Origin of the sequence: Kitasatospora sp. NPDC090308 (assembly GCF_044769485.1) — a bacterium.
Lineage (GTDB): Bacteria > Actinomycetota > Actinomycetes > Streptomycetales > Streptomycetaceae > Kitasatospora > Kitasatospora fiedleri.
The window spans coordinates 199,047-223,990 of record NZ_JBIVXY010000002.1 but is presented as its reverse complement, the minus strand read 5'-3'; the positions used below and the strand labels follow the sequence as shown (position 1 = coordinate 223,990).

22 protein-coding genes and 1 tRNA gene are annotated in these 24,944 nt (G+C 74.8%); 10 read left to right on the top strand and 13 right to left on the bottom strand.

Features of this window, described 5'->3' with window-relative positions; all coding sequences use genetic code 11:
* Position 1: 1 nt before the first annotated feature.
* From ACIQVD_RS05005 to ACIQVD_RS04985, 5 genes are all read right to left on the bottom strand, one after another.
* Positions 2-2,245, bottom strand: a complete 2,244-nt coding sequence (locus ACIQVD_RS05005) for an ATP-binding cassette domain-containing protein (RefSeq protein WP_402286106.1) — start codon at positions 2,243-2,245, stop codon at positions 2-4.
* Positions 2,242-4,752, bottom strand: a complete 2,511-nt coding sequence (locus ACIQVD_RS05000) for an ATP-binding cassette domain-containing protein (RefSeq protein ID WP_402286103.1) — start codon at positions 4,750-4,752, stop codon at positions 2,242-2,244. The genes ACIQVD_RS05005 and ACIQVD_RS05000 overlap by 4 nt, the downstream gene beginning before the upstream one ends.
* On the bottom strand, positions 4,749-5,618 hold the full coding sequence (locus ACIQVD_RS04995) for a biotin/lipoyl-containing protein (RefSeq protein ID WP_402286101.1): 870 nt from the start codon (positions 5,616-5,618) through the stop codon (positions 4,749-4,751). The genes ACIQVD_RS05000 and ACIQVD_RS04995 overlap by 4 nt, the downstream gene beginning before the upstream one ends.
* The gene (locus ACIQVD_RS04990; RefSeq protein WP_402286098.1) at positions 5,615-6,865 is read right to left on the bottom strand and encodes a cytochrome P450; all 1,251 of its coding nucleotides are present in this window, start codon (positions 6,863-6,865) and stop codon (positions 5,615-5,617) included. The genes ACIQVD_RS04995 and ACIQVD_RS04990 overlap by 4 nt, the downstream gene beginning before the upstream one ends.
* Before the next feature lie 133 nt (positions 6,866-6,998).
* Positions 6,999-7,163 (bottom strand): hypothetical protein, encoded by a 165-nt coding sequence (locus ACIQVD_RS04985; protein ID WP_157852240.1) that lies wholly within the window; start codon positions 7,161-7,163, stop codon positions 6,999-7,001.
* Positions 7,164-7,437: 274 nt separating this feature from the next.
* Between ACIQVD_RS04985 and ACIQVD_RS04980 the strand changes: the two genes are divergently transcribed.
* The 3 genes from ACIQVD_RS04980 to ACIQVD_RS04970 all read left to right on the top strand — a co-directional run bounded on the left by ACIQVD_RS04980 (position 7,438) and on the right by ACIQVD_RS04970 (position 9,945).
* Positions 7,438-8,415 (top strand): ABC transporter ATP-binding protein, encoded by a 978-nt coding sequence (locus tag ACIQVD_RS04980; RefSeq protein ID WP_402286095.1) that lies wholly within the window; start codon positions 7,438-7,440, stop codon positions 8,413-8,415.
* Positions 8,412-9,221 carry an ABC transporter permease gene (locus ACIQVD_RS04975; protein ID WP_400682342.1) on the top strand — a complete coding sequence of 270 codons (810 nt, stop codon included), beginning with the start codon at positions 8,412-8,414 and terminating at the stop codon, positions 9,219-9,221. Before ACIQVD_RS04980 ends, ACIQVD_RS04975 begins: the two co-directional genes overlap by 4 nt.
* A 238-nt stretch (positions 9,222-9,459) precedes the next feature.
* Positions 9,460-9,945 (top strand): ATP-binding protein, encoded by a 486-nt coding sequence (locus ACIQVD_RS04970; protein ID WP_402286092.1) that lies wholly within the window; start codon positions 9,460-9,462, stop codon positions 9,943-9,945.
* A gap of 28 nt (positions 9,946-9,973) precedes the next feature.
* Here ACIQVD_RS04970 and ACIQVD_RS04965 read toward each other — a convergent pair whose 3' ends face one another.
* From ACIQVD_RS04965 to ACIQVD_RS04950, 4 genes are all read right to left on the bottom strand, one after another.
* Positions 9,974-10,465, bottom strand: coding sequence for an HPP family protein (locus ACIQVD_RS04965; RefSeq protein ID WP_402286090.1), 492 nt, complete (start codon positions 10,463-10,465; stop codon positions 9,974-9,976).
* 424 nt (positions 10,466-10,889) lie between these two features.
* The gene (locus tag ACIQVD_RS04960; RefSeq protein ID WP_402286087.1) at positions 10,890-11,390 is read right to left on the bottom strand and encodes a hypothetical protein; all 501 of its coding nucleotides are present in this window, start codon (positions 11,388-11,390) and stop codon (positions 10,890-10,892) included.
* Positions 11,391-12,118: 728 nt separating this feature from the next.
* Positions 12,119-12,757 carry an NADPH-dependent F420 reductase gene (locus ACIQVD_RS04955; RefSeq protein WP_402286084.1) on the bottom strand — a complete coding sequence of 213 codons (639 nt, stop codon included), beginning with the start codon at positions 12,755-12,757 and terminating at the stop codon, positions 12,119-12,121.
* 81 nt (positions 12,758-12,838) lie between these two features.
* Positions 12,839-13,651 carry an inositol monophosphatase family protein gene (locus ACIQVD_RS04950; RefSeq protein ID WP_402286082.1) on the bottom strand — a complete coding sequence of 271 codons (813 nt, stop codon included), beginning with the start codon at positions 13,649-13,651 and terminating at the stop codon, positions 12,839-12,841.
* A gap of 115 nt (positions 13,652-13,766) precedes the next feature.
* Between ACIQVD_RS04950 and ACIQVD_RS04945 the strand changes: the two genes are divergently transcribed.
* A complete protein-coding gene (locus tag ACIQVD_RS04945) occupies positions 13,767-14,681 on the top strand; it encodes a LysR substrate-binding domain-containing protein (protein WP_402286079.1) in 915 nt (304 codons plus the stop codon).
* 78 nt (positions 14,682-14,759) lie between these two features.
* On the opposite strand, the gene ACIQVD_RS04940 is transcribed toward ACIQVD_RS04945, so the two are convergent.
* Positions 14,760-14,832, bottom strand: a tRNA-Arg gene (locus ACIQVD_RS04940).
* A 256-nt stretch (positions 14,833-15,088) separates the two neighbouring features.
* Positions 15,089-15,727, bottom strand: a complete 639-nt coding sequence (locus ACIQVD_RS04935) for a TetR/AcrR family transcriptional regulator (protein ID WP_400682360.1) — start codon at positions 15,725-15,727, stop codon at positions 15,089-15,091.
* Between the two features lie 98 nt (positions 15,728-15,825).
* Between ACIQVD_RS04935 and ACIQVD_RS04930 the strand changes: the two genes are divergently transcribed.
* A complete protein-coding gene (locus ACIQVD_RS04930; RefSeq protein ID WP_402286076.1) occupies positions 15,826-16,788 on the top strand; it encodes a zinc-binding dehydrogenase in 963 nt (320 codons plus the stop codon).
* Positions 16,789-17,005: 217 nt separating this feature from the next.
* Positions 17,006-17,659: a ScbR family autoregulator-binding transcription factor gene (locus ACIQVD_RS04925; protein WP_402286074.1), complete on the top strand. Its 654-nt coding sequence runs from the start codon at positions 17,006-17,008 to the stop codon at positions 17,657-17,659.
* Positions 17,660-17,706: 47 nt separating this feature from the next.
* Here ACIQVD_RS04925 and ACIQVD_RS04920 read toward each other — a convergent pair whose 3' ends face one another.
* Positions 17,707-18,309 (bottom strand): NADPH-dependent FMN reductase, encoded by a 603-nt coding sequence (locus ACIQVD_RS04920; RefSeq protein ID WP_402286072.1) that lies wholly within the window; start codon positions 18,307-18,309, stop codon positions 17,707-17,709.
* Between the two features lie 144 nt (positions 18,310-18,453).
* Between ACIQVD_RS04920 and ACIQVD_RS04915 the strand changes: the two genes are divergently transcribed.
* The 3 genes from ACIQVD_RS04915 (at position 18,454) to ACIQVD_RS04905 (ending at position 21,208) form a co-directional block, all read left to right on the top strand.
* A complete protein-coding gene (locus ACIQVD_RS04915) occupies positions 18,454-19,308 on the top strand; it encodes a helix-turn-helix domain-containing protein (protein WP_400682367.1) in 855 nt (284 codons plus the stop codon).
* A 153-nt stretch (positions 19,309-19,461) separates the two neighbouring features.
* The gene (locus ACIQVD_RS04910) at positions 19,462-20,223 is read left to right on the top strand and encodes a polyprenol monophosphomannose synthase (RefSeq protein ID WP_402286069.1); all 762 of its coding nucleotides are present in this window, start codon (positions 19,462-19,464) and stop codon (positions 20,221-20,223) included.
* Between the two features lie 73 nt (positions 20,224-20,296).
* Positions 20,297-21,208 carry a ribonuclease BN gene (locus ACIQVD_RS04905; RefSeq protein ID WP_400682370.1) on the top strand — a complete coding sequence of 304 codons (912 nt, stop codon included), beginning with the start codon at positions 20,297-20,299 and terminating at the stop codon, positions 21,206-21,208.
* A gap of 137 nt (positions 21,209-21,345) precedes the next feature.
* Here the strand turns inward: ACIQVD_RS04905 and ACIQVD_RS04900 are convergent, their stop codons facing one another.
* A complete protein-coding gene (locus tag ACIQVD_RS04900) occupies positions 21,346-23,754 on the bottom strand; it encodes a hypothetical protein (protein ID WP_402286067.1) in 2,409 nt (802 codons plus the stop codon).
* Between the two features lie 299 nt (positions 23,755-24,053).
* On the opposite strand from ACIQVD_RS04900, the gene ACIQVD_RS04895 reads away from it, so the two are divergent.
* On the top strand, positions 24,054-24,782 hold the full coding sequence (locus ACIQVD_RS04895; RefSeq protein ID WP_014137624.1) for a GPP34 family phosphoprotein: 729 nt from the start codon (positions 24,054-24,056) through the stop codon (positions 24,780-24,782).
* Positions 24,783-24,944 lie beyond the last annotated feature (162 nt).

The window sequence follows — 24,944 nt, the reverse complement described above, 5'->3', positions numbered from 1 at the left end:
CTCACATCTCCTGGAAGCGGGCGAGGCGGGTGAACAGGGGGTCGGTGCCGAGCAGTTCGCGGTAGGTGCCCGCGGCGGACACCCGGCCCCCGTCCAGCACGTAGATCCGGTCGGCGGTGCGGATGGTGCTCAGTCGGTGGGCGATCACCAGGCGGGTGCGGTCGAGTCCGGCGACGGCCTCGGCGACCCGCTGCTGGGTGGCGTTGTCGAGCGCGGAGGTGGCCTCGTCGAGCAGCAGCACGGCCGGGTCGCGGACCAGGGCCCGGGCCAGCAGCAGGCGCTGCACCTGGCCGCCGGAGAAGCCCTGGGCGTCCTCGCCGACCCGGGTGCCCAGGCCCATCGGCAGGGCGCGCAACTCGTCGGCGATCCCTGCGAGTTCGGCGGCGTGCCAGATCCGGTCCTCGGCGACGTCGGGGTCGGCGCCGGCCAGGTTCTCCAGCAGCGAGCCGCGCAGCATCCGGCCGTGCTGGAGCACCGAGCCGAGCTGGCGGCGCACCAACCGGGCTTCCAGCGAGGCCAGTTCGCGGCCGTCGTAGCGGACCGCGCCGGATTCGGGCCGCTCGAAGCCGAGCAGCAGCCGGATCAGGGTGGACTTCCCGGCGCCGGACGGGCCGACCACGGCGACGAACTCGCCGGGCTCGGCGCGCAGCGACACCCCGTCCAGGGCGGGCAGCGCGCTGCCCGGGTAGCGGAACACCACGTCCTCCAGGGCGAGCCGCCCCTTCAGCCGGCCGGGGTCGGTGAGCTGTCCGGCCCGCTCGGCGGCGTTCACGGCCGGTTCGGCGAGGATCGGGCGCAGCCGCTCCAGCACCGGGGCGACGCCGTACGCGCCGACCGCGGCGTGGGTGACCTGGCCGAGCGCCAGGGCGACCTGTCCGGCCGCCACCCCGGCGGCCATCAGGTGCCCGGCCTCGGCGGCCGGGCCGAAGGTCGCCCCGGCCAGCAGGACGGCCAGCAGCAGCGGCTGGAGCGCGGTGGTCAGTGCGCTCGACAGGGCCTCGCTGCGCATCGCGGCGGCGTCGGCCCGCTTCTGCCCGGCGAACGGGGCGGCCCAGCGGGCGAACGCCTGGATCTCCCGGCCGGCGGTCTGGATCTTGTCGATGCCCAGCAGCAGCCCGTACAGCACCCCTTGGAGCTGTCCGTGCGCCGCGTACACCTGGGACTCGTACTCCTGGCGGCGACGGCCGAGCAGCAGCAGCGCGGCCGTCACCGCCAGCACGGCGAGCAGCAGCAGCCCGCCGAGCCGCCAGTCCACCAGCAGCAGGACCGTCAGCCCGGTGACGGCGAACACCGCACCGAGTACGGCGCCCACCAGCACCTCCGAGAGGGCCTGGCGGGCCTGCGCCACCGCGTTCGCCCGGTGCACCAGGTCACCCGTGGTGTAGTCGCGGAAGAACCTGGCGTCCTGGGCCAGCAGCCGGTCCCAGACGGCGGGTTCGAGCGCGTGCTGCACCCGGCTGGTGAGCCGGACGGCGGCGGTGTTGCGGACCAGCGTGAGCAGCCAGGACGCCACCACCGCGGAGCCCAGCAGCACGGCCAGCCAGCGCACCGGGTGCCGTTCGGCCAGCAGCAGGCCGGGCAGCAGCACTCCGGTGGACAGCGGGACGAGCAGGCCGAGCAGCGCCGACACCAGACCGGCCAGGCTCAGCACTCCCAGGTCCCGGCGGGCACCGGGCACGGCGAGGGCGAAGCGCAGCAGGTCGACCGGGGACGGGCACCCCGGCGGCAGCGGCGGGTACAGCAGCAGCGCCTGGCGGCTCAACTCCGCACGGGTGGCAGCCCGTTCGGAGCCCGGGTCGTGGCGGCGGTGCCGTCCGGCCCGGGGTATCAGGGCGATCGGCCGGCCGTCCTCGGCGGCGAACGCCACCATCGGCCCGGCCGTGCCGGTCTCGTCCCCGTCGGCGAGGGTGACCGGGCGCCAGCGCACCCCGGCCCGGCGCAGCAGCGCCGTGACCGGGTCGGCGGCGTCCCGCACCGCGGCGGGGATCTCCTTCGGCACCGGCACTCCCAGCGCCCGCAGCACCTCCCGCGCCAGGTCCGCGCGGTGGCGCGGCGCTGTCGGCGTGGTGCCGCCGGGGCGCGGGGAGGTGTGCGGACGGGTGACGGTGCCGAACTCGGCCAACGCGTCCGCGAGTGCGGTCCGGTTGGCGGCCGCGGTGGCGTCGGCCCGGGTCGCCGGGTCGCGCTCCTCGTCCTCCGCGGCGGTCTGCGGTCCGCCCCGACGGGCGGCGGTCGTGGTGCTCATGCCTGCTCCTCCGTCCGAACGGTGCGGTTCTCGGTGGTGGTCGTGGTGGTCGTGGTGGTCGTGGTGGCGGCCGCGGTGCTGGTGGCGGCGGCGGGGGTCTTCCGCTCGGCGTCGCGCAGCAGCTCCCGGTAGGGGCCGTCCTGTCCGGCGAGCTCGGCGGGCGGGCCCTGCTGGACGATCCGGCCGGCCTCGATCACCACCACCCGGTCGGCGGCCTGGATGGTGCTCAGGCGGTGGGCCAGCACCAGGCAGCTGACGCCGCGGCGGCGCAGGTGCTCGTTGACGGCGGCCTCGGTGTGGGCGTCCAGGGCGCTGGTGGCCTCGTCGAGCACCACCAGGACCGGGTCGAGGGCCAGGGCCCGGGCGATCTCCAGGCGCTGGCGCTCGCCGCCGGACCAGTTCCGGGCGTCCTCGTCGATCCGGGCGTCCAACCCGCCGCGGCGGCGGACCAGTTCGGTGGCCTCGGCGTCGGCGAGCGCCCGGTGCAGGGCGTCCTCGCCGGCCGACGGGTCCCAGAGCGTCAGGTTCTCCCGGACGGTGCCCTCGAAGAGCCGCAACTGCTGCTCCACGTAGGCGACCTGGGCGGTGACGGTGCCCCGGTGCCAGTCGTCGCGGGGCCGCCCGTCGAGCAGCACCTCGCCCTTCCAGGGGCGCAGCACGCCCGCCGCGAGCCGGGCCAGCGTGGACTTGCCGCTGCCGCTGCCGCCGACCACCGCGACCCACTCGCCGGGGGCGATCCGCAGCGAGATCCCGGCGAGGGCCGGCGGCCGGTTCGGGTCGTAGCCGAACTCCAGCCCGCGCAGCTCCAGTTCGCCGCGCAGCCGGACCGGCTCGGCCGGGGCGTCGAGCACCGGGACGAGGTACGGGTCGACCTCGCTGGTCTCGATGTCCTCCAGCAGCGCGTTCTGCGCCCGGGCGACGGTGAACTCGGCTCCGGTTCCGACGAGTTGGGAGACCGGCAGGAGGAAGCCGTTGAGCAGCAGCAGGAAGGCCAGCAGGGTGCCGAAGGAGAGCGAGCCGGCCAGCAGCAGCACCGTCCCGGCGACCACCGCGGCGGCCGCGGCGGCCGAGTTGAGCGCGCCGGGCAGCGAGAGCGGCACCAGGACGCTCTCGGCGACCCGCTGCCCGGTGTGCGCGGCCCGGGCCTGCCAGCCGGCCCAGGAGCGGAACAGCGCGTCCTCCGCGCCCTCCGCCTTGACCGTCTCGATCGCCGACACCCCCGCGAACGCGACACCGTCCCGCTTGTGGCCCTCCGCGTGCAGCCGGTGGATCGTGCCGCCGCGCCGCCGGTCCGCGGAGCGCAGCGCGAGCGCGTCCAGCACCGCGACCGCCACCGGGATGGCGGCGAGCTTCGGCGCCAGCCAGAGCAGCGCGGTCAGGTGCACGGCGGCGGCGGCCAGCGAGGAGGCCGCGCCGGCCACCCGGTAGGACAGCAGGTTGGCCAGGCCGTCGTTGAGCTGCACCCGGGTGACCAGGCCGCCGAGCTGGCGGCGGTGGAAGAACGCGCCGGGCAGCCGCAGCATCCGCCACAGGAAGGACGCCGAGGAGCGGGCGGCCATCGCCTCCAGCACCCGGTTGACCATCGCGGAGCGCAGCCAGTTCCCGGCCAGCACCAGCCCGGCGACCGCCAGCCCGGCCAGCGTCAGCGGCAGCGCCCAGCCGCCCGCGCCGCCGTTGACCACGGTCGCCAGGTAGGTGCGCAGCAGGAACGCGGAGGCCACGCCGGGCACCGTCATCAGCATGCCGACCAGCACCGCGACCAGCATCGGCCACGCGTACGGCCGCATCCGGGCGGTCAGCGAGCGCAGCAGCGGGAAGCGGCGCCCGCCGCGTTCGAAGTCGGGGCCGGGCTCGAAGCCCACCGCGATGCCCGCGAAGGAGTCCCAGAACTCCGCCGGGGTCGCCGAGTAGGAGCCCAGCGAGGGGTCGTTGACGTGCACCCGGCCCCGCCTGACGCCCTCGAAGACCGCGAAGTGCGGGCCGGTGACCAGCACCATCGACGGCACCGGCACCGCGCCGAGCCCCTCCAGCCGGTCGTCCTCCCGCCGCACCACCCGGCGCCCCCGGGCCAGCAGCCCGTACCGCCCGGCGGCCCGCGCGACGGCCGCCGCGCTCACCCCGTCCCGGCTGACCCCGCAGGCCCGGGACGCCTCGTTCAGCGTCACCCGCCGCCCGAACGCCCCGAGCACGACGGCGAGGCAGGCCGCCCCGCAGTCCTGCTCCTCCATCTGCGGCACGACGGGCGTGCGGAGGTAGGTGCGCTGCTTGGTCCTGGGCTTGCTCTTCTCGGGCTCGGCCCGCTCGGTCCCGGGCTCGGGCTGCTCGGGCTGCTCGGGCTGCTCGGCCTGCTTGGTCCGGCTGGCCTGCTCGGTCCGGTTGGCCCGCTCGGTCCCGGGCTCGGGCTGCTCGGACTCCGCCTTCTTCGGCTCCGTCCTCGGCTCGCCGCTGTTGGCGGTGCGCGGCTCGGTGGCGGGCGGTTCGACGGCGGCGGTGCGGGTGGGCTTCATCGCTTGGCCTCCTGTCCGAGCACCGCCTGGTACGGGTGCCGGCTGCCGAGGTCGACCCGGACGTCCAGCGCCAGCGGGCCGTTCAGCGCGACGCCCTGCGGGAGCCGGGCGTACGCCACCCAGACGGGCGCGGTGCCGGCGGGCAGGCCGGGGACGGCGACCGGCAGGGTGCCGTCGAGCGAGTCGGCCCGGACGGGCAGCGGCTCGACCCGGTCGACGACGGCGCGGATCGCTCCCCCGCCGGGCACCGGGACCAGCACGGGCAGGCCGGGGGCGAGCTTCGCGGCGTCCTTCGGGTCGTCCACCAGCAGCCGGACGGTGGCCGGTGCGGCGCTCGCGTCCAGGGTCAGCACGGGTGATCCGGCGGCGAGCCGGGCTCCGGGCGCGGCCAGCAGCGCGCTCACGGTGCCGGCCGCGGGAGCGGTGACCTCGGTGGTGGACCCCTCCGCGCCGACCAGCGCGAGCACCTGCCCGGCCGTCACGTGCTCGCCCGGCCGAACCTTGAACTCCAGCACGCTGCCCGGGTGTTCGGCGGCCACCCGGACGGGGGCGTCGCCGTGGGCGGCGACCGCGTGCACGGTCAGGGTGTGCGGGAGCCTGCCCCACACCGTCCAGCTCGCGCCCGCGCCGACGGCCAGCACCAGCGCGGCGCCGGCCAGCCACAGCCGGGCCCCGACCAGCCGTACGGGCTGGTCGAGTCCGGGCTCCAGCACGGCGGCGGCCCGGGCGGCGGCGACGGCGGCGACGGCGTTCCGCGCCCGGGACTCCGCCTCGGTCTCGCGCGGTGTCCCGGCCTTCGTGTCGGCCTTCGTGTCGACCTTCGTGCCGGACTCGGTCTCGGGCCGGGGTTCGGTCGTGATGCTCATGCCGCCACCTCCATCAGCTCGGGCACCGGCGCGGTCCGCGGCGGGCAGGCCACCGGCAGTTCGCGCACCCCGCCGAAGGCGAACTGCTCGGTCGGGCGGGCGGTGGCGTCGGTCAGCGTGGTGCTCAACTCCCTGGTGGCGTCGGCCTCGGCGAGGCCGCGCAGGACGGCGGAGCCGGCGATCAGGGAGAGCGGCGCGCCCAGGCAGTGGTGCGGGCCGTGGCCGAAGGCGAGGTGCTGGCGCTCGGCGCGGTCGAGGTCGAAGCGGTCGGGGTCGGCGAAGCGGCGCGGGTCCCGGTTGGCGGCGGCGTACAGCAGCATGGCGACGCTCCCGGCCGGGACGACGGTGTCGCCGAGCGCGACCTCCCGGGTCAGGGCCCGGGCGCTGGCCCGGACGGGGCTGCCGAGCCGCTGGGCCTCGTCGAACACGGCGGCGGCCAGCGCGGGTTCCTCGCGCACCCGGGCGGTCAGGCCGGGGGTGCGGATCAACTCCCAGGCGCCGACGGCCAGTCCGGAGGTGAGCGTCTCCAGCCCGTTGGCCAGCAGCATCACCACGAAGGCGAGCAGTTCCTCGGTGTCGAGCCGGCCCTCGCCGCGGGCGGTGGTCAGTCGGCTGATCAGGTCGTCGCCGGGGTCGGCGGCCCGGGCCGCGCACAACTCCTCGACGTAGGCGTGGAATTCGGCGAACTCGGCGTCCAGCTCGGCGGCCTCGGGGCCGTTACCGAAGGGGTCGAGCATCGAGCGGGCCACCAGGCTCGCCCAGCCGGTGATCCGGCCCTGCTCGGAGTCGGGGACGTCGAGGATGGCGCAGGAGACCGCGACCGGCAGCGGGACGGCCAGGTCGGCGACGAGTTCGAAGGAGCCGGCGGCGATCAGCGGGGCGAGCAGCCGGGCGGCGGTGCTCTCGATCCGCTCGCGCATCTGCTCCAGCCGGCGGTGGCTGAACGCGGCGGTGGCGAGCCGCTTGAGCCGGGTGTGGTCGGCGCCGTCGCGCATCGGCAGCATCCGGTTGACGACCTTGAGCAGCGCGGTGTTGCCCGCCCGGGGCAGGCCGACGGTGGTCGGGTCGACGTTGGTCCCGGGGTTCATCAGGACGGTGAGGATCTCCTGGTAGCCGGAGACCACGTACAGCGGGCCGAGGTCCAGGACGGGCGCCTCGGTCAGCAGCCGGCGGTAGAGCGCGGGTGGGTCCTGCTGAGCGGCGGGCTGCTGGATGAACCGCGTCAGCTCGTGCCGGAGGCTGTCCATGCCCGGCTCTCCTTCAATCTGGCGGTGGGGCTGGGGTGTGGGGTCCGGTCCGGGTGCCGGGGTGCCGGTGGGCCGGGTGGGGGGTGCGGGGGTGGGCCGCCGGAGAGCGGACCACCCCCGCACAGGTCCCGAATTACTCGGCCGCGACCTCGGCGACGGAGTTCGACACCGAGCTGAAGCTCGACACCGGGCAGGCGGCGGAGAGCAGGGAGGAGACGGAGACGCCGCCGTTGACGGTGTCCAGCTCCTCGACCTCGATGTCGAACTGCTCGTCCTTGTTGATCTCGTTCTGCGCCATGGGAATCTCCCTCGGTTTCGCGGCGCCGACCCGCTGATCGGACCGGCCGCCTCGGTTTACTCTTTTCCCGCCCTTCGCTTTCCCGGTTTCGCTTTCCCCGGTTCCGCTCTCGGCGATGTCTCAACTATGACCGACCCTCGAAAATCCGTGCAGTAGGAGATGTCAGATTCCGACGGACGCAAATGTCACCACCCGAGATGACATTTTGCACGTGTTCTGACCTGCGGCGATGCGCTACTTGCCGTTCCCCGCCCGGACCCGTCACGCTGCATACATGACACCTCTTTCCGAGAATTCCCCGGCCGTGGAGGTAGTGGACCTGCGGCGCAGCTACGGCGATTACGAGGCGGTGCGCGGCATCTCCTTCTCCCTCGCCCGCGGCGAACTGTTCGCCCTGCTCGGCACCAACGGTGCGGGCAAGACCACCACCCTGGAGGTGCTGGAGGGCTACCACCCGCCGACCTCCGGGCACGTCCGGGTCTTCGGCCTGGACCCGTTCACGGCGGGCCCGAAGGTCCGCCGGCGCACCGGGACGATGCTCCAGGAGGGCGGGTTCTTCAAGGAGTTGACGGTCAAGGAGACCGTCGACTGCTGGCGCTCCTTCACCAGCCGGGCCCGGCCGACCGCCGAGGTGCTGGCGCGGGTCGCGCTGGAGCCGAAGGCGGGCACCCGGGTCTCCCAGCTGTCCGGCGGCGAGCGCCGCCGCCTGGACCTGGCGCTGGCCGTGCTGAACGACCCGGAGCTGCTGTTCCTGGACGAGCCGACCACCGGCATGGACCCGGAGGCCCGGCGCGCCACCTGGCGGCTGGTCGAGGAGCTGCGGGCGGCGGGCACCACGGTGGTGCTGACCACCCACTACCTGGAGGAGGCCCAGCAGTTGGCCGACCGGGTGGCCATCATGGACCGGGGCGTGATCGCCGCCACCGGCACCGTCGCCGAGGTGCTGTCCGGCCGCGGCGACCTGATCACCCTCCCGCTGCCGCCCGGCGGCGACCTCGCCGCCCTGCCCGAACTGCTGGGCAGCGCACCCACCTCGGCGGACGGCCGAGCGGTCTACCGGGTGCCCCGCTCGGCGCCCGCGCTGGCCGCGCTGCACGCCTGGGCGGCCTCCCGGGGCGTCGAGCTGGACGGCCTGGAGGTGCGCGCCAGTTCGCTGGAGGACGTCTTCCTCGACCTCGCCGACCACGACCACGCCACTCCCGCCCCCACCCCCACGCCCGCCACCACCACCACCGCAGGAGCGTCCCGATGAGCTGGTTCACGTACGCCAAGGGCCAGTTCGGCCTGTCCTGGAAGGTGTTCTGGCGCAACCGGCGCTCCACCTTCATCGGGTTCCTGCTGCCGGTGCTGCTCAACCTGGTGATCGCCGCGCCGCTGCGCGACAAGGAGATCGGCGGGGTGAACGCCGCCGGGTACGTGGCGGTGGGGCTGCTCGGGCTGGCCCTGGTGACCTCGTTCGTCAACCTGCTGGGCAGCGTGGTGTCGCGCCGCGAGGAGCTGGTGCTGAAGCGGCTGCGCGGCACCGAGTGCCCGCCGAGCGCGATCTTCGCGGGGCAGCTGGGCGCGGGCGGGGTGGTGGTGCTGATCCAGGCGCTGGTGCTGGGCGGTGTCGCGGTGGGCTGGTTCGGCGCGCCGCTGCCGGCCGATCCGGCGCTGCTGCTGCTCACCCTGCTCGGCGGCTACCTGCTGTTCTCGGTGCTGGCGGTGGCGCTGTCCGGGGTGACCCCGTCCGCCGAGTCCGCGCCGCTGGTGGCGACGCCGGTGCTGGTGCTGTGCATGTTCGGCGCGGGCGTGTTCACCCCGGTCGCGGGCCTGCCCGACTGGCTGCGCGGGCCCGCCGGGGCGCTGCCGCTCTCCCCCGTGATCCGGGGGCTGCGGACGGCCTGGTTCGGCCGCGGCTTCGGCCCGGAGACCTGGGCGGGCGGCCCGCTCCCCCGCCTGGACCTGCTGCACGGCTGGACGGCGGCCGGGCCCTCGCTGCTGCTGCTCGCCGCCTGGCTGGCCGCCGCCGCGATGCTCTCCCGCCGCCTGCTGCGCTGGGAGCCCCGCCGGGGCTGAGCCCGCCGGGGCTGAGCCCGCCGGGGCTGAGTCCGCCGGGGCTGAGTCCGCGCGCGGCTGATCCAGCGTCGGTTAACGCCGCTTACCCACCTCCGACCGGCCCGCCCGTCCCGAAGTGCCCGCGCCCCGGGGGACTTCCGGCCGTGGCGGGCCGTCGGCGTTCCGGCGGAGGCTGGTCCGTGCGGGCCGTCTCCTGCCGTCGGCGGGTGCCCGTACGCGTCCCACCGGGAGGCCCGCGATGTCCCGAAGCCGGCCACGACTCAGCCTGCTGACGCTCGACAGCACCCCGGAGTCGGTCGCCGGGGCCCGCCGCCACACCGTCCTGGTGCTGCACTGCTGGCACGCCCGGGACGGGCTCTCCGACGCCGCCCGGCTGGTGGTCTCCGAGCTGGCCACCAACGCGGTCCGGGCCCGCGGCGGGCCGAGCGGCTTCACCCTCTCCCTGGCCCTCCGCGACGACCACCTGCTGGTGCAGGTCGGCGACCAGGACCCGCGCCCGCCCCGCCCCCGCGAAACCGGGCCCGACGCCACCGGCGGCCGCGGCCTGCACCTGGTCGACGAACTCTCCTCCCGCTGGGGCTACTACCGCACCCCGCCGAACGGCAAGGTGGTCTGGGCCGAACTCCCCACCGGCCCCGAGGACACCACCCCCACGACCACCCCCCTGATCGACGCCCGGCAGCCCCGCGTCCCGATCTCCCCTCCCGCCGACCGCTGCCACTGAGGCCCCGCGCCCACCTCCGGACGGCGCCTCACCAGGCGACGGGATAACGCACCGGATGACCGCCGACCCGGTGCGGGAGCAACCCGAAGAGAACCAGCACAGCGGTGGCGAGCGCCAGCAACGGCAGGAAGACCACCGGACGCGGGGACTGCAGGACCACGATCACCGCAGTCGCCGCCGCCGGCGAGTGCGGCACCCGCGCGACCAGCATCGCCCCCAGCGCCACCCCACCCGCCACCGCCGCCGCCCACGGCCCCGCCCCGACCACCGCCAGCACCCCGAACCCCACCGCAGCCGACAACAACTGCCCACCCACCAGGTTCCGCGGCTGCGAGATCGGCAACCCTGGCGCCCCGTGCACCAACGCCGCACTCGCCGCCAACGGCGGTATCAACACCGCCTGGTGCAACGCGCCCCCCACCGCCACCAACACCAACAGTGCCCCCATGGCAAAACTCCCGGCCCGCACCGCATGCCACACCCGACTTCCCAGCGCGACGACGTTCGAGACGACGGACATGCGAAGGCTCCCTGATCAGGCAGTACGGTCCACACGACCTTAAACAACCTGTTGACACTTCAAGAACCTCATTGCCCCAGAGGCAAAATTTCCCCTCACGCCCAGAAGCCCGCACCCGCTCTCCGACCTCCGGACCCGGAGCACGGCTCTCCTGAAGCCGGTGTCGCGGGCTCGGGCCCGGCGCGCGAAGGGGGCTGTTCGCGCGGGATGCAAGTGGGGCTGTCACGGGGTGGCGGGGGCCGCCGGCGGTGGGGGCCTGGGTGGGTTGTGCTTCCCTGCCTGGTGGTTTGCAGTCCGGCGTGCCGGGTGTCGGGCGGTGGCCGGGTGTCTGGGCGGGGTGGCGGGGGTCGCTCGTACGGGGGACCCGCCCGGTCGGTGGGTTACCCGTTCCGGGGGTTTCGGTGGGGCGGGTGTCGGGCCTGCGTCACGTGCCTGCCGGGGCCGGGCGGTGGGCGATCGGGAGTGTGTCGCGGGCGGAGCGCAGGGCGGCTCGGGCGCGCTGGGCTCCGGCTCGGACGGCGGCCGAGCCGGTGCCGACCGCGATCGGCCTGGGGGCCAGGCCCGCGCAGGGGCCGCAGATGCCCGGGTTGGGCACCGGGTCATGGCACTTGGCGCACTCGGCGTAACTCGACCTCGGCCGGGCCGACTTGGCGGCTGCGATCGCCGGGGTCTCCGGGAGCAGGCCCGGTTCGGGCGGCATCTTGCGCGACAGGCGGTCCCGCAGGACGGCCGCCGCCGAGTACATGAACGCCGGCAGGCCGGGCACCAGGGCCCGCGACAGGTCCTCGGGGGTGCTGCCGCGTCGCACCCACTCCGCCACCAGCGGGGCCAGCTCCAGCGCCTCCACCTCGCCGATCCGCAGCCGGGGCTCCGGCCGGACCACCCGGTGCAGCAGGGCCGCTGCCGCCCGCGACTCGGCGGGCACTTCGGGCTCGGGTCCGGGCTGGGGTCCGGGCTGGGGTCCGGGTTCGGGTGCGGGCGCAGATTCCGGTTGCGGCTCCGGCTCCGGCTCCGGTTCGGGCTCGGCGGCCGTCCTGGCGGCCGGGAGGGAGGGTTTTCCCTCCCGGGTTTTCCATAGGACGTCAGGTGCCCCGGACCCGGGGCCGCCGGGACCCGGGGGGATGGGATCCGGCGCGACGTGCTGCGGAGTGTCGAAGAGGTGGGACTGGCTGATGATCCGTCCGTCCGGGAGCCGGAACGTGATGACCCAGTAGAACCCGGCCTTCTTCAACTCCCGGAGCATCCTGGCGATCCCCGCCCGCCCGTCCGGACCCTGTTCGGCGAGCTGTCGGCCGTCCGCGTCGCAGCCGGTGGGGCTGGTGAGGATCTGGACCGCGAGCCCGAACGCGCCCTTGGAGAGCCCGGAACGTTCGGGCCGAAGCTCCGGGAAGGGGTCGAACCCGCGCATGCGCGCGCTACGATGGATGTGCATGGGGAGTCTGTTGCTCCTAGTGCCAGGCCCCGGGGTGTTGGTAGCACCGCCGGGGTCCACTATTTCGCGGTCTGGACACGGAACGTAACACACTCCTCACCCCTTGATCGAAGCGGGCGGATTCGCTCTCTCCTGGGTCAATGACGTTCAGTAAGAGAGGAATTGACGCCCTGTCGGTGGAATGAATCGATCACGGGACGTCACCGCCCCGGCCGCGCGGCTCAGCGGGCGAGGGAGACCGCGAAGGGCGCGAAGCCGTGCAGGCGCAGGACGTGCGGGACGACGAGGACCATGGCCTCGGTGGCGCGGGCCGTGGTGATGCCGCCGAGGTCCTCGATCCAGGCGGGCTGCCAGCCCAGGTCGCCGAGCAGGCCGGTGACGGTCCGCTTCGCGTCCGGGTCGTCGCCCGAGAGGTAGGCGGTCGGCGGGGCGGCCAGGGTCTCGGGGGCGGTCATGACCGTGAACAGCATGGTGTTGAGCGTCTTGACCACCCGGGTGTCGGGGAGGGCGGCCTGGAGTCGTTCGGCGAGGCTGCTGCCGGGGTAGCACAGCTCGCCGGGCAGGCCGTCGTCGGCGTCGCGGGTGGCGTTGGAGATGTCGACGAGGAGTTTTCCGGCGAGTTCGGCGCGCAGGTCGGTGAGGCGGGCCAGCGCGGTGTCGCCGGGCGTCGCGTTGATCACGATGTCCGCGGTGCGGGCGGTGGTGCGCTGGTCGGCGATGGTGGTCGGTGGAACGGCGCCGGGGGAGGCGGTCTCCGTCGGGTTCCGGACGCCGAGGGTGACCCGGTGTCCGGCGGCGGAGAGCTTGGCGGCCAGGTGGGTGCCGACGCGGCCGGCGCCCAGGATGCCGATGCTGGTCATGGGGTGGTGCTCCTTGCGGTGGGAGGGGTGGGCGGGACGGGGGTGGGCGGGACGGGGGCGGGCGGGACGGGGGTGCCCGGGTCAGGCGAGCGGTGACAGGACGTCGAGGGCGGCGGCGTGGAGGCCGGGGGCGGCGGCCAGGAAGTCGCGGCTGCCCGCGGTCCAGGGCTCGCCCGCCAGGTCGGTGACGGTGCCGCCGGCCTCGGAGACCAGCAGCGCCCCCGCGACCAGGCCGGAGCGGACGTCGGAGAACTGCCAGAAGGCGTCCGTGCGTCCGGCCGCGACGTGGATGAGCTGCATCGTCGCGGGGACGGACACCCGTACGACCAGGCCGTTGACGAGCATCGCGGTGACCGAGTCGCCGATCCGCCGGAAGGTGCGCTCGTCCTCGCCGGGCCGGGCCTGGCCGGTGCCGACGAGCGCGGCGCCCAGGTCGGTCTTGGCGGACACCGCCAGCGGCCGGCCGTCGAGGCGGGCGCCGCCGCCGGCGACGGCGGTGTAGGTGTGGCCGGTCAGCGGCAGGTGGACGACGGTGAGCACCGGCCGGTTGTCGCGGACCAGGGTGGCGGTCACGGCCCAGTCGTCCATGCCGTGGACGTGGTTGATGTTGCCCTCGGCGGGGTCGACGACCCACCACTCCCCGGACGGGAGCGCGCCGCCGGCCAACTCGTCCTCGGCCCACCGCGATCCCGGCCGGGCCCGCAGCAGCGGCTCCCGCAGCACGTCCAGCACCGCGTCGTCGTTGGCGTGGATCTCCGCGACGATCTCGTCCAGGCTCACGCCCCGGGCGTGCGGGGTGTGGCGGTCGCGCAGGGTGCGGCCCGCGCTCTTCACCGCCGCGGTCACCTCGGGCAGGAGCGTGGTGTCGGCGGCGAAAGGCATGGCGGTGCTCATGGCGGTCTCCCTGGGGTCGAGGTGGGCGGGCGGTTCGTTCCGCGCCCGCACTTCGACGGTAGGCTTCCCGATCGTTAACAACAAGTGCATGCTGTTCACTCGTAGAGTTACTGCCATGCAACTGGATCTGAACCTGCTCACCGCCCTCGACGCACTGCTGGAGGAGGGCAGCGTCGCCGGTGCCGCGGCCCGCCTGCACGTCACCGCACCGGCGATGAGCCGCTCCCTGGGCCGCATCCGCAAGGCCACCGGCGACCAGATCCTGGTCCGCACCGGCCGCAGCATGGTCCCCACCACCCGCGCGCTGGCCATGCGCGCCCAGGTCCACGTCCTCGTGCAGCAGGCCCACCACCTGCTCTCCGCGCAGCAGGAACTCGATCTCGCCGCCCTGGACCGGGTGTTCACCCTGCGCTGGCACGACGCCCTGACCGCCGCCTGCGGCACCGCCCTGATCACCGCCGTCCACCGCCAGGCCCCCGGCGTCCGACTACGCCTGCCGGCCGAACCCGGTTCGGACGACGCCGAGTTGCGCCGGGGCGAGGTCGACCTCGAATCGAGCTCCGGCGTCCCGGCCCTCCCCGACATCCGCCACCGCCTGGTCGGCACCGACCGGCTGGTCGTCGCCGTCCGGCCGGGCCACCCGCTCACCGAGGAACCGCTGAGCGTCGAGCGCTACGCGTCCGCCGAACACCTCACCGTGTCGCGCCGCGGCAGCCTGCACGACCCGATCGACGACGCACTCGCCGCCCACGGCCTCACCCGCCACGTCGTCGCCGCCGGCCCCACCACCGCCTTCGCCCTGCAACTCGCCTGCGACACCGACCTGGTCGTCACCCTCCCCGACGCGGTCACCCGCACCACCCGGGAACGGCTCGGCCTCACCACCCTGACCCCGCCGCTCCCCCTCCCCGACGCCCCCCTCCACCTCCGCTGGCACCAGCGCCACGACGACGACCGCGCCCACACCTGGCTCCGCGACCTGGCCACCACCACCGTCCGCGCCCTGTTCGCCCCACCCACCGGACCGTGACGGCCCCGCCGGCACCGGCCGCGGAGAACGCCGCAGGCCCCCCGACCCGGGTGGGCGGAGGGCCTGCGGTCACGCTCGTGCCCCAGGCAGGATTCGAACCTGCGACACCGGCTTTAGGAGAGCCGTGCTCTATCCCCTGAGCTACTGAGGCGGGGGCCCGCGGAGGGTCCTCGGCGAAGGTCCGGCGGGCGGGTCTTCGGCCTCGGGGTGCGGGCTCGTCGGTCGGTGGGGGTCTGCGGGTGTGCGCGACGGTTTCCCGGGCGGACATCCGGCCTGGCCTGGCCACTGACGTGAACAGCGTAGCGGATCGGCGTGGAGCGGCGGAGTGAACTACCCGGGCTCCCGCCGTCGTGGGGGTGCGAGCTGGGGTTTCGTGCTTCGCGGTGCCGGGCGGGGGCCTGCTCCCGCTACAGCGACGGGTCGGGGGGCGGTGCGGGCGCCAGTCGGGCCGGCGGTGGCAGGGGGGCGTGGCGCGGGCAGGCTTCGAGGGCCTGGACGGCCAGCGCGGCGAAGCGGCGGGAGGCTCTGACCCGGGCGGTGGTCGAGGCGGCGTGGATGCCCTTGTTGGCCATGAGGACGAGGATCAGGTCGTCCAGGACGAAGTCGGGGCGCAGGCGCCCGGCCTGCTGCGCCCGCCGGGCCAGTCCGGCGACCGCCTTCACCGTGTGGGCGCGGCCCGCGGCGGCGTCCGCCACCTCCGGGTAGCCGGAGAGGAAGGCTTCGGTGAAGCCCCGGTCGCGGGCGTGCAGTTCGCAGATCCGCTCGATCACCAGGCACAGGCCGCGCCACGGGTCGGGGTCGGCGCACCCCTCGTCGACGATGGCGCGGCAGGCGTGCAGTTGGTCGGCGAAGGTCTCGGCGAGCAGCGTCCGCTTGGTCGGGAAGTGCCGGTACAGGGTGGCGGGCCCCACCGAGGCGCGGCGGGCGACCTCCCGCATCGGCACGTCCAGGCCGTCGGTGGAGAACAGCGCGCGGGCGGCGTCGAGGATGCGGGCGCGGTTGTCCAGCGCGTCGGAGCGCCGGACCTGAGGCAGACGGTCGGTCACCGCTCTCACTTTAGCCAGCCGGACGGGGGCGTCCGTTACCGTCCGGGACGTGGGGAGCGGCTCGCACGCTCGACCGAACCGGAGACCTGGAGGCCCTGTTGAAAGCGATCTCGATCCGGAGCTTCGGCGGCCCGGACGGCCTGGCCGTCGTGGACCTGCCGGTGCCCGCGCCGGCGGCCGGGCAGGTCCTGGTGGCCACCGAGGCGGTGGGCGTCGGCGGCGTCGACACCGTCGTCCGGAGCGGGGCGCTGGCCGCCTACGGCTTCCGGGCGGGCCACGTCCCGGGCGGCGAGGTGGCGGGCACCGTGACCGCGGTCGGCGACGGCGTCGACGCGGCGTGGACCGGCCGGCGGGTGTGGGGCCCCACCGGCACCGGCGGCGGGTACGCCGAACAGGCCGTGGTGCCGGTCGAGCAGGTCGTCCCGCTGCCCGACGGCCTGTCCGCCGCGGCGGCGGTGACGCTCGGCGGCTCCGGCGCGGTGGCCCACTTCGGGCTCCGCCACGCCCGTTTCGTCCCCGGCGAGAAGGTCCTGGTCCGCGGCGCGGCCGGCGGCATCGGGATCATGGCCGTGCAACTCGCCGCCCGCGCCGGTGCCGCCGCCGTGGCGGTCACCACCTCGTCCGCCGGACGCGGCGCCCGGCTGCGCCGCCTCGGCGCGACCCACGTGCTGGACCGCAGCGGCGACGGCGGGGGGACGGCTCCCGCGGGCTACGACGTCATCCTCGACGTGGTGGCCGGGGCGGACCTGCCGTCCTTCCTCGACCGGCTCGACCCGAACGGCCGCCTGGTGGCCCTGGGTGCGGTCGCAGGTCAGCCGCCCGCCGACTTCGGCACGAGGATCATGGCGGCGTTCCGGAAGTCGCCGTCCTTCGCCGCCTTCAGCGCGTCCACCGTCCCCCCGGCCGAACTGAGCGCCGTGCGCGGCGAGTTGTTCGCCGCGGCCGTCCGCGGCGAGATCGAGGCGGTGGTGTACGAACTGCTGCCGCTGGACGAAGCCGTGGCGGCGCACCGGAAGATGGACGCGGGCGAGGTCTTCGGCCGGATCGTGCTGACGCCGTAGCCCGGCACTCCCGGTACGGGCGCCCCGGTGGGCTCCGAACGAACCATCGGAACGGTCGACGGCCGTGTCCGGTCCCAGTGGTACGCGCGTGACCTGGAGCGGTCCTGCACCCTGGCTGGCGCCGGTTCAAAAGTTGAATACCTTGCGAGCGGTTTATTTTCCGGGCCCCGATGTGAAATGTTGGCCGGGTCGCTCACAGGTTGGGGAAGGACCGCACGTGCTCAAGCAAGAACGCGCCCTGCAGACCCGTCGGACGGTGCTGGACGCGGCCGCCCGGGTGTTCGCCGTCAACGGCTACCTGGGGACGAGCCTCGCCCAGATCCTCGCCGAGGCGGGCGTCACCAAGGGAGCGCTCTACTTCCACTTCTCCTCCAAGGAGGAGCTCGCCCGGGCCGTCGTCAACGAGCAGTTCGCCCCCGCCGCGGACGGCGAGGCCGCCCCGCTGCCCGAGGGCCCCGCGCTGCAGGCCGCGATCGACCTCAGCCACGGGATCGGGCGCTCGCTGCGCGAGGACCCGATGATGCAGGCCAGCATCCGGCTGGTCATCGAGCAGGCGTTCACCGAGCCCGACCCCGGGCCCTACCTGCGCTGGATCGAGGTGATCGAGCAGCTGCTCACCGAGGCGCACCGGGTCGGCGACCTGCGCGCCACGGTCGTCCCCGCCGACCTGGCCCGCTTCGTGATCAGCTCCTTCACCGGCATCCAGCTGGTCTCCGGCGTCCTCGACCACCGGACCGAACTCTCCCGCCGGGTCGGCGACATGTGGGAGCTGATCCTGCCGACCGTCGTCCCGCCGCGCCGCCTGCACAAGTTCCGCGCCCGCCCGGAGACCCCCGCCGACGCCGGAACCGCCAGCGCCGACACCGCCTGACCCGCCGGGGACGGCCGCGGCCAGGGGGTGCGTCGGACGCCACGGGGTCAGCGCGCGGTGCGCGGGCGGTCGCGGCGGGCGTCGCGCAGGACCGAGCCCCACCAGTCGAGTTGGTCGAGCATCGCCTGGGCGGCGGCGTTCGGTCCGTCCGGGTCGAGCGGGGTGCCGTCCGGGCCGAAGAGCGCGTAGTAGCGCGGGAAGGAGACGTAGTCCCGGACCGTGTGGGCCTGCAACTCGTTGAAGACCTGCCGGAGTTGCTCGATGGCGAGCAGGCCGCCGCTGGCCCCGCTGTAGCCGACGAAGCCGATCGGCTTGGCCTGCCACTGGGTGTGGTGCCAGTCGATGGCGGCCTTCAGCGAGGCGGGGAAGCTGCGGTTGTAGTCGGGGGTGACCACCACCACGGCGTCGGCGGCGGCGAGCCGGTCGGCGAGGCGGGCCAGCCCGGCGGGACGGGACGGGTTCGGCTCCAGGGCCGGTGGGACGGCCGGGAGTTCGAGCGGGAGCGGGATCTCGGCGAGGTCGACCGGGTCGACCGCGAACCGGCCGTGCCGTTCGGCCCGGTCGACGAACCAGCGGGCGACCACCGGGCCGAACCGGCCCTCCCGGACGCTGCCGACGATCACGGCGAGGTTGAGCGGCTGATCGGTCATGACCTGACTCCCTGGGACGGAACGGCCGCCCCGGACGGGGCGCTCCACCAGGCTCGCGGGCCCGGCAGCGGCCGGGGAGACCGCACGGAGGCTGGTAGTACCGGGGCCACCCTCCGTACGGGGCCGGGCTGTTACGTTCGAGGGGTGAGCGACAACGAGTTGGGGCTGTTCCTGCGCACCCGCCGGGAGGCCGTCACCCCGGCCGAGGTGGGGCTGCCGGCCGGCCCGCGCCGCCGGACGCCCGGCCTGCGGCGGGCGGAGCTCGCCACCCTGGCCGGGGTCAGCGTCGAGTACGTGACCCGGCTGGAGCAGGGGCGCGACCGCCACCCGTCGGTGCCGGTGCTCTCCGCCCTGGCCGACGCACTGCGGCTGGGCACGGCCGAACGGGTCCACCTGCACCGGCTGGGCAAGGCGCTGGGCGGCGCCTTCACCTGCACCGGCGGGGCCGCGCCGAACCGCACCGTCCGCCCCGCCGTCCGGGCGCTGCTCGACCACCTCGAACCCGCCCCCGCGCTGGTGCTCAACCGGCTCGGCGAGATCCTCGCCTGCACCGCCGCCTACCGGCGGCTGGCCGGACCGGTCGGTCTGCTGGACGGCGAGCGGCCGAGCCTGGCCCGGTACGTCTTCACCGACCCCCGGGCCCGGACCGCCTACCCGGACTGGGCGCGGACGGCTGACCAGCAGGTGGCCGCCCTCAAGCAGGGCCCGGGTCGGTCGGACCGGCAAGTCGCCGCGCTGATGGACGAGTTGGCGCTCGCCGCGGGCGCGGAGTTCACCACCCGGCTGGCCCGGCTGCCCGGCCTGCCGGACGCCACCGGGACCGAACGGCTGCACCACCCGGAGGCCGGCGAGCTGCGGCTGGCCTACGAGACGCTCCAGCTGCCCGCCGACGACGACCAGCGGCTGGTGGTCCAGCTGCCCGCCGACCCGGCCACCGCCGCCGCGCTCGACCGGCTGGCCGGCCGCCACCCGGGCGCCCTGCGGGCGGTGCCCGCCTGACACCGCCCGCGCGCCGCCGGACCGGGGGCCGGACGCCCGGACGGACGCCCGGACCCACCCGGTGGCCGTGGGCACCGCTCCGGGTGACCTACCGTGGAAGTCGCGCGCACCCGTGTGCCGCCCCGGCCAGTCGCTCCTGAAAGGCACCCACCTGTGAGCTCCTCCCCGGAGACCCCGTTCGCCGGACTCGGCAAGATCCTGGTGATCATCCCGACCTACAACGAGGCCGAGAACGTCGAACGGATCGTGTCCCGCGTCCGCGCCGCCGTCCCCGAGGCGCACGTGCTGGTCGCGGACGACAACAGCCCGGACGGCACCGGCAAGCTCGCCGACGCCCTCGCCGCCGACGACCCGCACGTCAAGGTGCTGCACCGCCCGGGCAAGGAGGGCCTCGGCGCGGCCTACCTGGCCGGTTTCCACTGGGGCATCGACGGCGGCTACGACGTGCTGGTCGAGATGGACGCGGACGGCTCGCACCAGCCGGAGGAGCTGCCCCGGCTGCTCACCGCGCTGCGCGGCGCGGACCTGGTGCTGGGCTCCCGCTGGGTGCCCGGCGGCGCGGTGGTGAACTGGCCGAAGTCGCGGCTGCTGCTGTCCAAGGGCGGCTCCACCTACTCCCGGCTGATGCTGGACGTGCCGATCCGGGACGTCACCGGCGGCTACCGGGCCTTCCGCAAGGAGACCCTGCTGGGCCTCGGCATGGACCAGGTCTCCTCGCAGGGCTACTGCTTCCAGGTCGACCTGGCCTGGCGCGCGGTGCGGGCCGGGTTCAAGGTCGCCGAGGTGCCGATCACCTTCGTGGAGCGCGAGCACGGCGCGTCCAAGATGAGCCGCGACATCGTGGTCGAGGCGCTGTGGCGGGTCACCGCCTGGGGCGTGGGCGACCGGGTCGCCAAGCTCACCCGGAAGAAGTAGGCGGCCGCCCTCCGACTCCACCGGCCGGTGACGATGGGAGTTCCCGGCCGGCGGAGCTTGCGGAGGTGGCGGCGTGACGGAGTCACTGCGACGGGCTGGACGGGACCCCGACCCGGGCCCCCGGCGGTGGGAGTCCGCGAAGGAGCGGGCGGCCCGCCTCACCGCCACCGCCAAGGGCGCCCCCGAGCGCTTCCCGCTGGTCGGGCGGGCCGTCAGCAACCTGATCCGGGTGAACCTGCTGGACAACGCCACCCGGCTGGCCGCGCAGGCCTTCCTGTCCGCGCTGCCGGCCCTGTTCGTGGTCGCGGTGTTCGCCCCCGCGACGCTCAAGCACAGCATCACCGGCTCGCTGCGCGAACAGCTCGGCCTGCAGGGCACCGCCCAGCAGCAGGTCCAGCTGCTGATGAACACCCCGCACGACGACAGCGCCAGCCAGAGCTTCGGGGTGCTCGGCCTGCTGGTCACCCTGGCGTCCGCGACCGCGCTGAGCCGGGCGCTCCAGCGGGTCTGCGAACGGGCCTGGGAGATGCCCAAACACAGCGCCCGGCTGGCCCTGTGGCGCTGGGTGGTGTGGCTGCTGGCGTGGCTGGTGTTCCTGGTCGTCCAGGTGCCGCTGCGCAAGGGCTTCGGCGCCGGCCTGTGGCTGGGCGTCCCGCTGACCTTCCTGGCCTCCACCGGCGTGTGGTGGTGGACGCAGCACCTGCTGCTCGGCGGCCGGGTCCGCTGGTACCCGCTGCTGCCGGGCGCGGTGCTGTGCGGCGTCGGCGAGGTCGGCTTCGGCATCGCCTCGCAGGTGTGGCTGCCGCACGCGATGTCCGCGTCGATCGACAAGTTCGGCCCGTACGGGGTGGTGTTCACCGTGCTGTCCTGGCTGATCGCGCTGTTCACCGCCATCACCCTGGCACTGGTGCTGGGCCGGGTGGTCTCCGAGGAGCCGATCGTGGCCCGCGCCCTCGGCACCCGCACCGAACCCGGCAGTTGGTAGCCCCGCGCCTCCGCTTCCCCCTCCCCCTCCCCCGGAACGGCCCCGGCCCCGGTCCCCGCCGCAGTGGACGGGGACCGGGGCCGGGGCGCGGGACCTGGGGTCGTGGGGCCGTGGGGCCGTGGGGCCGTGGTGGGGCCTCAGCCGAGGCGCAGCAGGCGGGAGGTGATGGACGCCGGGGCCAGGTCCGACTGGAGGACGACCGGCACCTCGACCCGGCCGTCGCCCTCGCCCGCCGCGATCGTGCCGACCTGGGTGCCGGCCGGCAGGGTGTGGGCGATCTTCCCGACCGGGGTCAGGGTCAGGTGCGCGGTGATGCCGTTCCAGCCCGCGACGGTCAGGTCCTTGGCCGCCACCACCGGCACCTTGCCGCCCACGCCGTCGTCCACGTGGCCGACTACGTCGCCCTGCTTGGCCAGGGTCTGTCCGGCCAGCGCGGTCTGCGCGGCGACGTTGATCCGCTGGCTGGGCGCCTGGGCGGCGGTGACCAGGCTCGGGTCCTCCTTCGTCGCGGGCTGGCCCAGCGTCACGCCGAGGACCATCCGCTGCACGCCGCCGATCTCCTTGACCGCCGCCCACATCAGGCAGGACTGGGCGGGGGTGGAGGAGCCGGTCTTGCCGCCGATCATGCCGTTCTTGCCCAGCAGCTTGTTGGTGTTGTAGATCCGCTGGCCGTTGAACCGGGTGTCCGGCTCGGCGATGACCTGCTTGAAGATGTCCAGCTGCATGGCCTTCTCGGCCAGCTTCAGCTGGTCCTTCGCGGTCGACTTGGTGTCGTTGCTGTACCCGGCCGCGTCCGCGTACGTGGTGTTGCCCATGCCGAGCTGCGCGGCGGTGTCGTTCATCTTCTTCACGAACTCCGGCTCGCTGCCGGAGTCCCAACGGGCCAGCAGCCGGGCCACGTTGTTGGCCGACGGCAGCATCAGCATCTCCAGCGCCTCGTACTCGGTGAGCTGCTGGCCCTCGGTCAGCGGCACCGTCGACTCGTCGTTGTTGCCCGACTCCTGCGCGGCCAGCTTGTCCACGGTGAGCACCGGGCCGCTCTCCCCCTTCTTCAAGGGGTGCGCCTGGAGGATCAGGTACGCGTTCATCACCTTGGTGACGGACGCGATCGGCACCGGCGTCTCCTCCCCCGACGCCCCCAGGCTGCCCACGCCCACCACCTCGGCCGCGGCCTGGCCCTTCGTCGGCCACGGGATGGTCGGCTGCTCGCCCCCGAAGGTGAACGAGTCCGCCAGCGAGAGCTTCGCCTTCGGCGTCGGCAGCGGACGCAGCAACTGCGCCGCGACCAGCACGCCCAGCACCACGGCCAGGAAGACGCCCCAGACCGTGATCCGCTTCACCGCCCGGCGCAACGGCGTCATCGGACGGGCGCTGAGCGACTTCAGCACCTCCAGCGCCTCGATGGTGCTCTCCGGCCCGGGCTCGGCAGGCGCCGGCGGCGGAACGGCGGGCGCGGCGGGCGCGGACGCCCGAACGGGCGCGGGGACGGACGCGGCAGCAGCCGGGGCGGGCTTCGGCCCGGCCTTCGGCTCCGACCCGGGCGCCGCGGCCTCCGGGGGCAGCCGGAGCATCACGGTCTGCTCGGGACGGTCCTTGTCGACCCGCAGCGTCATCGTCGGATCGGGCTTCGCGGCGGGCTCGGCGTCGGAGCCGCTCTCGGCCCGCTCCGCGTCCTCGGCCCCGTCCTCGGCCCCAGCGGCCTCGGCCTTCGCCAGGCCCGCCGCCCGCAGGGTCATGGTCGGCTGCGGCCCGACCGGAACGGACTCCCCCTCCGACCCACCCTCGCCCTTGGCCCCCTCGTCCTCGTCCTCTGCCCCAGCGTCCTCGGCCTTGCCCTGGTCCGACGCCGCACCGGCCTCCGCCAGGCCCGCCGCCCGCAGGGTCATGGTCGGCTGCGGCCCGGCCGGAACGGACTTCCCCTCCGACTCGCCCTCGCCCTCGCCCTCGTCAGCGGCCTCGGGCAGGTCCGTCAGCCGGAGCATCATGGTCGGCTCGGGCTTCGCGGCGGAACCGGAACCGGAACCGCCCTCGTCCGCCGGCGCGGCCTCGTCCTCGGCACTCGCCCCACCGGCGGGCGCAGCTTCGTCCTCGTCCTCGTCCTCGGGCTCAGCAGCAGGCGCGGCCCCGTCCTCGCTCCCCGTCTCGGGCAGCTCCGGCATCCGCAGCATCATCGTCCGCTGCGGCCCGGCCGGAACGGCTTCCGCCTCCGCGCCCTCCCCTTCCTCTGCTCCCGCGCCCTCTTCCCCTTCGTCTTCCGCGTCCCGCGTCTCCGGCCGGTCCGGCAGCGCGGGTGTCGGGGCCGATTCCGTCTCGGATTCCGGGGTGTCCTCGTCCCGAGGGGTGGGACGGGAGTCGGTGAGGGCGGCGCTCGCCTCGGGGAGGTCGGCGGGGAGGCGGAGGGCGGCGGTGCGGGTGTCCGCATCGCGGACGCGCAGGTGGACAGTGCCGTTGCCCCCGGCGCGCTCGCCGGGTTCGCGCGGGGTCTCCTCGGTCTCGGCCGACCGCGTCTCGCCGTCGCGCCGCTCGCTCTGCGGGGACTCGCCCACGTAACCCACTCCTCCTCGTCCGCCCGGCACCGCCGGTCCGATCACACAAGCTGGTTTTTTCGGGCGGGTTCTCGGCCCGGCCCAGCACCTGTACAGTCTCCGGCACCGAGCCCGCAAGGGCCCGCCGCACCCCGCCCGACCGGCGGTTTTTCCTGCCCGTACGGGCTGTTGCCCGGTCAGACGCGGCGCCGTCGGACGGCGGTTCCAGCCTGCCCGGGCAAGGTCACGATTCGGAGGCGTACTCGACAAGCCTGTGTGAGAGGCGTCACCCTGTCATTCATCCACGCGGGGAGGCTTGGATGGGCAGAGGCCGTCGAACCATTCCCGAGGAGCTGCTGTTGCTCGCGCTGGACCCGGCCACGGGTACCACCGCACAGCCGCAGACCCTCGACCTCGGACTTGCCGGGGCGCAGCTCGTCGAGCTGTCCCTGGCCGGAAGGATAGTCCCGGACGGGGACCGGATCGCCGTGGTGGTGCCACGGCCGACCGGTGATCCGACACTTGACCACGCACTGGAGCTGTTGCGCCGGCGCGGCAGTCCGGTGCGCGCCGCGCACTGGATCGGTGGCCCGCGCCTGGGCCTCCGGCAGACGTACCTGGCGCACCTGGAACGGTGCGGCATGGTGACGGCTGTGGCCGGCCAGGTCTGCGGGGTGCTGCCGACGACGCGCTACCAGGCGTCGGACGACTGCACCAACGCGGCGATCAAGCAGCGGCTGGACACGGCGATCCGCACCGGCGTGCCGCCGGACCCGCGGACGGCCGCGCTGGCGGCGCTGGCGCACGCGGTCGGCCTGGGCAAGCACCTGTACCCGGGCAACGAAGGGCGGTCCTCGCGCTCCCGGCTGCGGGACCTGATCAGGTACGACCCGCTGGGCGGCATGGTGGCCCACGCGGTGATGGACGTGCAGAACGGTCTGCCCGCCCAGCAGCAGCAGGGCAGGTCGGCACCCGCGGGTTCGCGCGGTCCGGCCGGTCGTCCCGCTGCCGCGGGGCGCGGTGTGGCCAGTCGGGTGGGCGCGCGATGAGCGGCGCACGCCGTTAGCGTTCGGTTCGGCAGGAGGGCGGGGGGGGCGGGCCGGGGGGGGGGGGGGGGGGGGGGTTTTTTATTGAGATTTTATAAAGACCGCCGCGGGAAGACCCCCCCGGGCCGGGGGGGTGGGTGGGCGGGGGGTTGTGAGGGGCGACCC

Coding starts and splice junctions, on each gene's coding strand:
- ACIQVD_RS04975 (WP_400682342.1), top strand. CDS start 8,412: ATGAGCTGGTTCACGTACGCCAAGGGCCAGTTCGGCCTGTCCTGGAAG.
- ACIQVD_RS04895 (WP_014137624.1), top strand. CDS start 24,054: ATGGGCAGAGGCCGTCGAACCATTCCCGAGGAGCTGCTGTTGCTCGCG.
- ACIQVD_RS05005 (WP_402286106.1), bottom strand. CDS start 2,245: ATGAGCACCACGACCGCCGCCCGTCGGGGCGGACCGCAGACCGCCGCG.
- ACIQVD_RS04995 (WP_402286101.1), bottom strand. CDS start 5,618: ATGAGCATCACGACCGAACCCCGGCCCGAGACCGAGTCCGGCACGAAG.
- ACIQVD_RS04950 (WP_402286082.1), bottom strand. CDS start 13,651: ATGAGCACCGCCATGCCTTTCGCCGCCGACACCACGCTCCTGCCCGAG.
- ACIQVD_RS04920 (WP_402286072.1), bottom strand. CDS start 18,309: ATGACCGATCAGCCGCTCAACCTCGCCGTGATCGTCGGCAGCGTCCGG.
- ACIQVD_RS04970 (WP_402286092.1), top strand. CDS start 9,460: ATGTCCCGAAGCCGGCCACGACTCAGCCTGCTGACGCTCGACAGCACC.
- ACIQVD_RS05000 (WP_402286103.1), bottom strand. CDS start 4,752: ATGAAGCCCACCCGCACCGCCGCCGTCGAACCGCCCGCCACCGAGCCG.
- ACIQVD_RS04955 (WP_402286084.1), bottom strand. CDS start 12,757: ATGACCAGCATCGGCATCCTGGGCGCCGGCCGCGTCGGCACCCACCTG.
- ACIQVD_RS04965 (WP_402286090.1), bottom strand. CDS start 10,465: ATGTCCGTCGTCTCGAACGTCGTCGCGCTGGGAAGTCGGGTGTGGCAT.
- ACIQVD_RS04990 (WP_402286098.1), bottom strand. CDS start 6,865: ATGGACAGCCTCCGGCACGAGCTGACGCGGTTCATCCAGCAGCCCGCC.
- ACIQVD_RS04945 (WP_402286079.1), top strand. CDS start 13,767: ATGCAACTGGATCTGAACCTGCTCACCGCCCTCGACGCACTGCTGGAG.
- ACIQVD_RS04980 (WP_402286095.1), top strand. CDS start 7,438: ATGACACCTCTTTCCGAGAATTCCCCGGCCGTGGAGGTAGTGGACCTG.
- ACIQVD_RS04985 (WP_157852240.1), bottom strand. CDS start 7,163: ATGGCGCAGAACGAGATCAACAAGGACGAGCAGTTCGACATCGAGGTC.